Here is a 9,084-nt window from a genome sequence, read left to right as displayed (position 1 = left end):
CGCGGCCTGGATCAACAAACCCGCCGCTCAGGAAGAAGCGCCGAAACTAGCCGCCTAAACTCACGCTGGCCTCATTCACCTTGACAAATTCCGCCGACCCGGAGTTATACGCGTTGAGGCAAATCCGGTCGCCCAGACAGCGGTCGTCACTTATGACCCCAGTCAGACCTCCGTATCTGAGCTCACCCGCTGGGTCAGAGACTGCGGCTATCACTGCGCGGGCCGTTCTGTTCCTGATCACATTTGCGATCCCCAAGAAGGCACCGAAGGGACGAGCGACGAGTCTCAGCCGATAGGCCTGACTCACACCTCGTCCATGCCGCATGAGCAGCAGGGGCGCGACCAAGCTGCGACCCACGAGGGGCACACCACGCGGACAGCTCAAGACACAATGGGTCACGGCGGAGCTCACGCAGGCATGTCGATGGATGCCATGGTGCGGGACATGCGCAACAGGTTCCTGGTGGCGGCGATACTGTCGATACCAATCATTCTGTGGTCGCCGATTGGACGAGACGTGATCGGCTTCACGGTGCCCGCTCCGTTTGGTCTGCGGGACGACGTGTTTTCGTTGATTCTGTCTCTCCCCGTGATTTTCTACGCCGCGTGGATCTTCTTCGATGGTGCGTTCCGAGCGCTGCGAGCTCGAACCCTGGACATGATGGTGCTCGTCGCGGTGGGAGTGGGCTCCGGGTGGCTGTACAGCGTGATCGTGACGCTGACCGGCGGCGGCGACGTCTTCTACGAAGCGGCCACGGTCTTGGCCAGCTTCGTCCTGCTGGGCCACTGGTTTGAAATGCGGGCACGCGGTGGTGCGAACGACGCCATCCGCACGCTACTGGAGCTCGCACCTTCCATGGCGATCGTCCTTCGAGATGGTGAGGCGATCGAAGTGCCCACCGCTGAAGTGCTCCCCGGGGACCTGATGATGGTGCGACCGGGCGCGAAGGTCCCAACCGACGGAGTCGTGGAGGAGGGCGACTCCGACATCGATGAGTCCATGGTGACGGGCGAGAGCCTACCGGTCGCAAAATCCGTCGGATCAGCCGTCATCGGTGCAACGGTCAACACCACCGGAACACTCAGGGTACGGGCGACAAAAGTTGGCGCCGATACAGCCTTGGCCCAGATCGTTGCCCTGGTTCAGGAAGCCCAGAACTCTAAGGCACCCGGTCAACGCCTGGCTGATCGAGCCGCGTTCTGGCTCGTCTTGGTGGCCCTGATCGGCGGAGGACTGACTCTGGCGGCGTGGTTACTCACCGGGGCCAGTGTCCCGACTGCCATCCTCTTCGCAATCACCGTGGTCGTCATCACCTGCCCTGATGCGCTCGGATTGGCCACCCCAACGGCAATCATGGTCGGAACCGGACTGGGAGCGAAGCGTGGTGTTCTGTTCAAAAACGCCACCGCCTTGGAAACCGCGGCTCGAATCGACACGGTTGTGATGGATAAGACCGGCACCCTCACCAAGGGCCAGCCGGAGGTCACCGACTTCCTCACCGTCGGCTACGACGAGCAATCTCTTCTTGCCCTCGTTGCCGCCGTCGAGAGGGAATCCGAGCATCCCCTCGCCGGTGCTGTCGTGGACTACGCCGCCCGCAGGAACGTCCCGATTCTGACCGCGTCGGGCTTCCGAAACGTTCCAGGTCACGGGGCCGGAGCCACAGTGGACGGCCGCCGGGTACTCGTCGGCAACCGCAAACTACTTCTCGACGAGGGCATAGATGTAGCACCGGTCATCCCGCAACGCGATGAGCTGGCGGAGACGGGGCGAACGGCAGTTCTTATCGCTGTCGACGGCCGGGCGGTCGGGGTCGTCGCCCTTGCTGATGCCGTCCGAGAGACCGCGTCCGCTGCAATAGAAGCGCTTCATGATGCAGGTATTGAAGTGGTGATGTTGACTGGCGACAACAAGGCCACCGCCCAGCGCATTGCGTCCCTGCTGAAGATCGACACGATCATTGCCGAGGTGCTGCCGGAGGAGAAGTCGGCGAAGATCGCCGCGCTCCAGCAGGCGGGAAGGCGCGTAGCCATGGTCGGTGACGGCGTGAACGACGCTCCCGCGTTGGCCCAAGCTGACTTAGGAATTGCTATTGGGGCCGGGACTGACGTCGCCATCGAGACCGCGGACGTGGTCCTCATGCGCTCCGATCCGCTCGACGTCCCCATCGCCCTGCGGATCGGAAAAGGCACCGTTCGCAAAATGCGTCAGAACCTGGGGTGGGCCATCGGGTACAACGTGATCGCCCTTCCGATCGCAGCGGGGATTTTCTACCCGGGGTTCGGGATCAAGCTCAGTCCGGAGATCGCTGCGATCTCTATGTCAGGCTCAAGCGTCATCGTCGCCGTCAATGCACTGCTGCTGAAGAGGCTGCACCTGCCGGATTCGGCTGACGCCCATGCGGCACGGACGACAGAACCAGCGGTGAGCGAAACCCGTTAGGCAGGCCTTTGACAAAGATTGACTGGGGATATGGGCTTCAGCCGTTCATCAGAGCGGCCCGGGATCAACCCGGAGGGACAATGAGACCATGATGTCAACGACCTTCAGTCCACAAACCACGGTGGCGCCCCGGCCGCGAGTGCTGGTAGTCGACGACGAGGTGCCGCTGCTCGAGTTGGTCGCCGGCTACTTGGAGCGAGACGGGTTCGATGTGGCGACGGCGGCCGACGGCCAGTCCGCAGTGACGACGGCACGAGATTGGGCCCCCGCCATCATCGTTCTCGACCTGGGCCTACCAGGGATGGATGGCATTGAGGTTTGTCGCACCGTGCGCACTTTCACTGATTGCTACATCATCATGCTGACCGCGCGGGTCGAGGAGATCGACAAGCTGGTCGGTCTCTCTGTCGGAGCAGACGACTACCTGACCAAACCATTCAGCCCGCGAGAGCTAGTGGCTCGAGTGCGCGCTATGCTCCGCCGACCGCGCCCCAGCGAACAAGCCGTCGCGCTCGGCACACCGCCCCTTGTCTTTGGCTCCCTCCAAATCGACGTCGCCGGCCGCGAAGTTCACCGAAGCGGTGAACCGGTGGACCTGACCCGTACCGAGTTCGAGGTGCTGGTGGCGTTGGCCGCCCAACCTCGGATTGTCTTCTCTCGGCAGCAACTCATTGATGCCGTATGGGGAGACGGCTGGATGAGCGATCCGCATTTGGTTGACGTGCATATCGGGCATGTGCGGCGCAAGATCGGTGATGATCCGTCGTCACCGGTCTTCATTCGGACAGTGCGCGGGGTCGGCTACCAGATGGGCGTCGGAGCGTGAGCAGAACAGGCACTCGGGTCCCTGGCCCTAGGGATCTGAGCGCTCGCCTGCTTGGTGCCATCCTCGTCGTTGTGCTCGTCGGAGTCGCAACTGCCTGGGTCGTCGTCGCAGGGATCGGCCCGGCCATATTCCACGTTCACATGATGGGCATGGGTGGTTCGGGGGCTGACTCGACGGTGCATGCCGAGGAGGCGTTCCGGACGGCATCCATGCTTTCCCTTGCCGTCGCCCTCATCGCGGCTCTGGCAGCGTCAGTTGGGGTAAGCCTGTTTCTCTCGCGGCGGATCACACGGTCCTTGGCGCCCGTCACTGAAGCGGCTGGCCGGGTGGCTGACGGCGACTACACCGCGCGCATCCCAGCTGTAGGCCTGGGCAGCGAGTTCGACGACCTCACGTCGGCCTTCAACTCGATGGCGTCCGATCTGGGCCGGATCGAAGCGACCAGAACGAGGATGCTGGGCGACCTGGCGCACGAAATGCGTACCCCAATCACCACCATCGGCGCCTACCTTGAGGCCATCGCCGATGGCGTCCAAGAAGCGGATCCGGCAACCCTCACGATGCTGGGGGACCAGGTCACCCGTCTGGCACGGCTGAGCGAAGACGTCGCCATCGTGACGACCGCAGAGGAAGGCCGACTCACTATGCACCGACGGCGCCTGCCCGTTGCCCAGGTAGTCGCGGATGCAGTTGCTCAAGCGACGGCACAGTACGCTGCCCAGAACGTCACGCTGACGGTCACCATGTCCGGAGACGCCCGCGACGCTGCTGTCAGCGGGGACAGCGATCGCATCGGCCAAGTCCTGACGAATCTCCTCGACAACGCGGTTCGACACACCCCATCCGGGTGCGAAGTGGTTCTCTCCGCCGCCGTCGTCGGCAGCAGGGCGGTGATTGCGGTGTCCGACGAGGGCGACGGAATTCCAGCCGACCACATTGCGCATGTTTTCGAACGTTTCTACCGAGTGGACGCCAGCCGGGACCGCGCCCACGGTGGCTCGGGCGTGGGCCTGGCGATCGCTAAGTCCATCACCGAGGCCCACTGTGGGAGCATTCGAGCAGAGAGTGCGGGCGTCGGCCAAGGCGCGAGCTTCATCGTTGAATTTCCGTTGCTCCGCCATGAGCGCTGAGGGCACGGGCATTGTGATTGTGCAGCGTCGCACCATTAATGTAAGAATCTGCGTATGGATGCAGATAAGCGCGTATGCGGACGTGAACCCGACAGTCAATACGTCGAATTGGCGGTCGAGGTATTCGGTATGCTCGCGGATGCCACCCGGATCCGCATCATTCTCGCCTTGCGCGACGGTGAACTCTCGGTCAACAACCTGGCCGAGCTACTGGAGAAGTCCCCTCCATCAGTGTCGCAGCATCTAGCCAAGCTGCGCCTGTCACGATTCGTGACCAGCCGGCAAGAGGGGACGAAGGTGTTCTACAGCCTGGCCAATGAACATGCCAAGCAGCTGGTATCCGACGCGATCTTCCAAGCCGAGCACTCGCTGAGCTCGAACCCACGCCACCATCACTCGGAGGCCGGGGCATGAGGCCAGCCGGCGGCCACCATCTGCACGAACACGAGCACGAGCACGAGCAGGAGCATGGGCAGGAGCACGGGCACGGGCACAGCCACGACCACGACCATGGCGGTGAAGGACACACTCACTCCCACCCGACTGGGCTGAAAGGGTATTTCTACGGCCTGTTCGTGCCACACAGTCATGACGCCGCCGACTCGATCGACGATGCCCTCGAGGCCAGCAAGGAGGGTGTGCGGGCGCTGAAGATCAGCCTCTTCGTGCTTCTCGCGACCACCGTGTTGCAGCTGGGGGTCGTGCTCATCAGCGGGTCCGTAGCTCTTTTGGCGGACACCATCCATAACTTTTCCGACGCCCTCGCCGCCGTGCCGCTCTGGGTCGCTTTCATCCTTGGCCGCCGCGCCGCATCCCGCCGGTACACTTTCGGGTTGGGCAGGGCGGAGGATCTCGCCGGTCTGTTCATCGTCGTGGTCGTTGCTCTCTCCGCCGTCGTCGCGGCGTGGCAGTCGATCGCGCGACTCCTGAATCCACATCCGCTTGAAAACCTCTGGTGGGTCGCGGCCGCTGGCGTCATAGGCTTCGCTGGGAACGAGGCTGTTGAGGTGTACCGAATCCGTGTGGGCCAGCGCATCGGGTCTGCAGCGTTGGTTGCCGATGGGGTCCAGGCCCGCACGGACGGCTTCACCTCTTTGGCGGTGGTCGCGGGCGCAATTGGCGCCATGCTCGGATTCCCCCTGGCGGACCCGATCGTCGGCATTCTTATCTCCGGCGCGATCATCGTGATTCTCTGGGGCACAGTGAGGAGCATCGGTCGACGGCTGATGGACGGCATCGAGCCCGACCTCGTCGACCGCGCGAATACCGCACTGCTTGCTGTGCCGGGCATCACGACAGTCGACCGCGTGCAGCTGCGTTGGGTGGGCCACCGGCTCCAGGGCACCGCGGTCGTCTCAATTGACGCATCCACGACGGCCGAGGCGGCCATAATCATGAATGCAGCACACCGCAGAGTGAACCAAGCAATGCCAAACCTCGACGACTTCCTGATCGCTCAACATTCCCAAAATGTGCGGTGACAGGGGAGGCTGCTCGGACGTGACAGCGCAAACGATCTCTGACGCGACACGTCCGTTGGGTTGCAGGTGTGCTCATCGCTGTCGGTCAACCGCTAACACCCTCGATCAACGCCTACCATTCAGGTGTGTCCTCTCTTGAATTTGATCCAGCGCGACTGCGAGTTGAACGTGCCGGGAAACACGCTGCGGAAATGGCGCTTGTGTGGAATGAATTCCTTGAGCCTCACCCCTTCGATTTCACGCTAAGCAGGATGTCGGCCAAGGAATACGAGATGCGGGTGCTTCTCGAATCGCCCATACCGCCCGAGCTCTCAGTGCTTTTCGGGGAATGGCTCTATAACCTGCGGAGCGCGCTCGATTATGTCGTGTGGGCTGCTGCTGTGCATACATCGCGAAAATATCCACCAACAGGCGAATCTGCCTTGCAGTACCCGATCTATGATGACGCTTCATCGTGGAAGCGAAACCTATATAGATTGGCGCCGCTGGCGGAGCACCACCGAGAGATGCTCCTTACCATGCAGCCCTTCAATTCCGACCCGGACGGCAACTACCTGGGCTGGCTCAATCGACTAGCCCGGATCGACCGGCACCGCACGCTAGCCGTATCCACCGCAAGAGTTGCGGAGGCGGAGCCCGCCGTTGCAGTGCCGCGAAACGCTGCACCGCGATTCAGCTGGGGAGAGCGAACTTTCCGAAACGATGTTTGTCGCCTGGGACGCCTCACATTTGAACGCGAGGTTGAGCCGGAAGAGCTGCATTTCAATCCGCGCGTCGGAATTGATCCGGAGATCGACGAATGGTCCAAGTCGCCATTCTGGAGCAGGATCCGCTTCTCCGAAAGACTCCGCATGATCGAGCTTTTTGTAGCCGTCGAGATCACAATTTACGAGTTCGATACAACCGGAGACTCCGAGGGTGCCGAACGGCTAGCGGACACATTCAGGGACGACGTGTTGCGGCGTCGCGCAGCGGAAATAGAACGACCGATCGAGCGGCTGGAACACGCCGAACTGATATGGAGCGATCCTGTAGCCGGCCGTGACAGCACACGTGGTCGATTGCTCGGCGAGGACTTCCCGTCGCATGGGAGTCACTTCGTCGGATGATTGATATTAGCTAGACTGATTTCGTTTTCGGACCAGGCTCGTGACCAGAAACGTACCAAATACCCAACTCCGTGACCAGAATCGGCCCGTACTTGTCCGTGCTGGCGCGTACACTAGACCCCATGAAAACCGCGGAAATCCGCGGGATTCCGCCCCTATTGCAGGTGGGCGAACAGGCCGAGATAGCTATCATTTGTTCATTGGTTCGAGTCCAGGTACCCCAGCAGTAACAGTCGCAGGTTTCCGCGGCGAAACAGCCCATCGTCCCTCCTCCCGACCAGGCCCGAAACGGGCCGGATTACAGATACGACACCAGATGCCCCACGTACGGGTGCTGGAACGTCGCGCGGTCCGGACGACTACGGGCTTGTCCCGTCCCACGCGGGCGCCTCCCGGTAGAGACGATGTCCGCGAACAGCTCCTCGCCGGCATCGCATCGTGCACAAGACCGTTATCAGCTGCGCGCTCATAGGCGCCTGCACCGGGCGAGAATAGAGGCGGCAGGCCGTTCATGCGCCCTCGAGAAATGACACATGCTGCCCACCCAGGGGAGTGGCCGGTACGCGATCCCCTATCGGACGGTGAGTGCGACCAACAATTCCGTGCTGGTGTTGATTAGGCGATGGCATGCTTCGGTACACGTTTTCCAGGAGGGGTAGAGCTGGGCCATGCGCTCACATGCGACTGCTGATGCCGTGCACGCTTCTACGCACGCGTCCAGGACTAAGATCGCTGCTGTGCGGTTCGTGTTTGTCGTCCATGACAGCACTCGGATTGTCACCGCTGCGATTTCCACGCAGTAGAGATCGGCGAGGAAGCATGCGGTGATTTCTCCGTCACCAGGCAACGCCAGACACGCGTCGGCGCAATTCTCGCTCACCGCAATTAGCTCGTCGCATGCATTTTCGCAGGTGCGGATCCGCTCCTGAATCAGAGCGCTCGTGACGTCGCCGTAATGCATGGAACACACAGTAGCGCGGGAGCGCGCAACCCCCTCCCTGAGGCTACGCAGTGGGGTTATGGTCTGGCCACATTCACTTCATGAGAGGAAAGCTCGTGGGAACCCTGACGTACGACTCGGGCCTCAGAATCTATTTCAACGACTGGACACTCGCTCATCTTCAGGTCGCCATCGGGGTCAAGCTCCACCTAAAAGAGAGCTTTCATCTTTCCTGGAAAGATGAGACAGACGGTGACGGAGGGCGGGGCTCGATCTGGATATTCCCCGGCGCCCCACTTTTCTTCAAGTTCGCAGTGAGTATTTGCGGCTTTGGGGGCCAGCGAATATTGCCTTCAGGGGCCACCGATATTGCCTTTGAGCGCCACACAGTCGCGCGGTCGGGGGCCAGCTCCGCCCAACCGCAAGACTGACTATGCCGTGCCCTGGCGGAGGTGTGTTCGCTCATATCCTGGCCGTCGGTCTCGACCCAGCTGGTGCTGTCCCCGATTCGGTCGATGATCGCTTCGACGTGGACCTCGGCGCTGCGGCGCCGACGCCGATCCCGTCGCGCGTATTGAGCTCAAAACACTGTTGATGGCCGGTCGTGACGCGGGTTGAGCAATTTCAGCAGCAAGCCCCTGTTGCTTTCGTCGGGCTCCTCCAGGAGCCGCTATCGATCACCAACAGCGACAACGCGGCGCACTCGTTCAAGAACTTCGTGGCCCCGGAGGGCTTGCTGCCAGGTTCTCTGAGATCTGCAAGGAAGGAGGTAAGCCGATGGCCCCCAAAACAAATATTCAGTGGCTCCCACGCGCGCTATTGGCCGCACCGACCGGTGGCCCCCAAAGCCAATATCGGTGGCCCCCAGAAGCGCTAATACTCAGCAGACGGCCGATGGCCTCTCCTCGATTCGGAGTGGGTCGAAGCGTTAGTCAAGTCCGCGAACACGCCCGAAGGAATGACGGTTATCCCAGAAACGCGCCCACTCGTCGCGAATCGACCCGCCCAGGTTTGGTCCCCTAACGTTAGCGGGACCGCTCAGGTCAATGACCCAGTCTGGGCCGCCCTACGTGTCAGGGTGAGTTGAGGCCAGTAGCTCAGAGCAAGTCCGCCGTTTGACGTAGGGCGAGAATCAGGAAGTCCCACCATGTCCAG

Annotated in this window: 7 protein-coding genes and 1 pseudogene; 7 read left to right on the top strand and 1 reads right to left on the bottom strand. The window is 61.8% G+C overall.

The features are described from left to right. Window positions 1-94 precede the first annotated feature (94 nt). From RCH12_RS18200 to RCH12_RS18185, 4 genes and pseudogenes are all read left to right on the top strand, one after another. Window positions 95-2,443, top strand: a pseudogene (locus RCH12_RS18200) (heavy metal translocating P-type ATPase); the annotation flags it as partial. Window positions 2,444-2,531: 88 nt separating this feature from the next. Further along, on the top strand, window positions 2,532-3,269 hold the full coding sequence (locus tag RCH12_RS18195) for a response regulator transcription factor (RefSeq protein WP_327017839.1): 738 nt from the start codon (window positions 2,532-2,534) through the stop codon (window positions 3,267-3,269). 71 nt (window positions 3,270-3,340) lie between these two features. Continuing rightward, window positions 3,341-4,399 (top strand): HAMP domain-containing sensor histidine kinase, encoded by a 1,059-nt coding sequence (locus RCH12_RS18190; protein WP_327017838.1) that lies wholly within the window; start codon window positions 3,341-3,343, stop codon window positions 4,397-4,399. Between the two features lie 54 nt (window positions 4,400-4,453). After that, window positions 4,454-4,813, top strand: coding sequence for an ArsR/SmtB family transcription factor (locus tag RCH12_RS18185; RefSeq protein ID WP_327017837.1), 360 nt, complete (start codon window positions 4,454-4,456; stop codon window positions 4,811-4,813). On the opposite strand, the gene RCH12_RS18180 is transcribed toward RCH12_RS18185, so the two are convergent. Next, window positions 4,792-4,926: a hypothetical protein gene (locus RCH12_RS18180; RefSeq protein ID WP_327017836.1), complete on the bottom strand. Its 135-nt coding sequence runs from the start codon at window positions 4,924-4,926 to the stop codon at window positions 4,792-4,794. The two genes, RCH12_RS18185 and RCH12_RS18180, sit on opposite strands and share 22 nt — an antisense overlap. 48 nt (window positions 4,927-4,974) lie before the next feature. Between RCH12_RS18180 and RCH12_RS18175 the strand changes: the two genes are divergently transcribed. The 3 genes from RCH12_RS18175 (at window position 4,975) to RCH12_RS18165 (ending at window position 8,360) form a co-directional block, all read left to right on the top strand. Then, window positions 4,975-5,880: a cation diffusion facilitator family transporter gene (locus RCH12_RS18175; RefSeq protein ID WP_327017835.1), complete on the top strand. Its 906-nt coding sequence runs from the start codon at window positions 4,975-4,977 to the stop codon at window positions 5,878-5,880. Window positions 5,881-6,005: 125 nt separating this feature from the next. Beyond that, on the top strand, window positions 6,006-6,989 hold the full coding sequence (locus RCH12_RS18170) for a hypothetical protein (protein ID WP_327017834.1): 984 nt from the start codon (window positions 6,006-6,008) through the stop codon (window positions 6,987-6,989). Window positions 6,990-8,045: 1,056 nt separating this feature from the next. Next, window positions 8,046-8,360 (top strand): DUF7882 family protein, encoded by a 315-nt coding sequence (locus RCH12_RS18165; RefSeq protein ID WP_327017833.1) that lies wholly within the window; start codon window positions 8,046-8,048, stop codon window positions 8,358-8,360. Window positions 8,361-9,084: the final 724 nt, after the last annotated feature.

The organism is Cryobacterium sp. MP_3.1 (assembly GCF_035984795.1).
GTDB lineage: Bacteria > Actinomycetota > Actinomycetes > Actinomycetales > Microbacteriaceae > Cryobacterium > Cryobacterium zongtaii.
Note: the sequence above shows the minus strand (reverse complement) of the source record. Positions and strands in the feature narration are given on the sequence as shown.

What these genes read in the sequence shown, in the direction of transcription:
- RCH12_RS18195 (WP_327017839.1), top strand. Translation starts at nt 2,532, where the DNA reads ATGATGTCAACGACCTTCAGTCCACAAACCACGGTGGCGCCCCGGCCG.
- RCH12_RS18185 (WP_327017837.1), top strand. Translation starts at nt 4,454, where the DNA reads ATGGATGCAGATAAGCGCGTATGCGGACGTGAACCCGACAGTCAATAC.